Annotated in this window: 1 protein-coding gene; it reads right to left on the reverse strand. The window is 73.7% G+C overall.

Features of this window, described 5'->3' with window-relative positions:
- The coding region (locus HMPREF3099_RS04160; protein ID WP_237769738.1) for an HNH endonuclease signature motif containing protein at window positions 1-625 on the reverse strand (625 nt) is incomplete at its 3' end.
- Window positions 626-649: the final 24 nt, after the last annotated feature.

Below are 649 nucleotides of genomic sequence, written 5' to 3' on the forward strand. Positions count from 1 at the left end.
CTCGGGGTGGGGTGTCCGTCCTCCATGGTTGTCCGGGTCGTCGTGGGTGGTAGGTGATGGTCCGTGTGCCGTCGGGGTGGGTGTGGATGGTGTGGCCCAGGCGTGGGTCGTCGAGTTGTCGGTGGTGGGGCCCGCACAGGGGGATGGCGTTGGCCAGGTCGGTGGGTCCTCCCCCGGGGTGCAGGACGGTGCCGTCCGGTGCGGTCACGGGGTGCCACGGGTGGGCGTGGTGGATCTGTGTCCAGGCCAGGGGCCGGTCGCAGTCGGCGGCGGCGCAGGTCTCGTAGGAGGCTGCCAGGGCGGTGCGCTGGGAACCGGTGAAGCAGCGGGTCTGCCGGCCGAGGTCGAGTACGACCGAGTCGGTGCCCAGCACGGCCGGGACCAGGCCTGCGGTGGCGGCCATGCGGCGTACCTGCCCGGCGGAGACGACCGCCCCGGTGTCGGTGAGGCCGGCCCGGTCCGTCAGGCCCCGGAGGGTGTCCAGGTCGGTGCGGACGATGAGGATCGCGTTGGTCCTGGTGGTCAGGTGGTCGGCCGGGAGGTGGTCGATGAGCTCGCACAGGGCCCGGCCGCGGGCCTGGTCCCACCACGCCCGGTCATGGCGCGGGTCTGCTCCACCGTTCACGCCCTGCCCGGTCGCCGCGTTCGC

The sequence above is a fragment of the Kytococcus sp. HMSC28H12 genome (assembly GCF_001816045.1).
In the GTDB taxonomy this organism is placed as follows: domain Bacteria; phylum Actinomycetota; class Actinomycetes; order Actinomycetales; family Dermatophilaceae; genus Kytococcus; species Kytococcus schroeteri.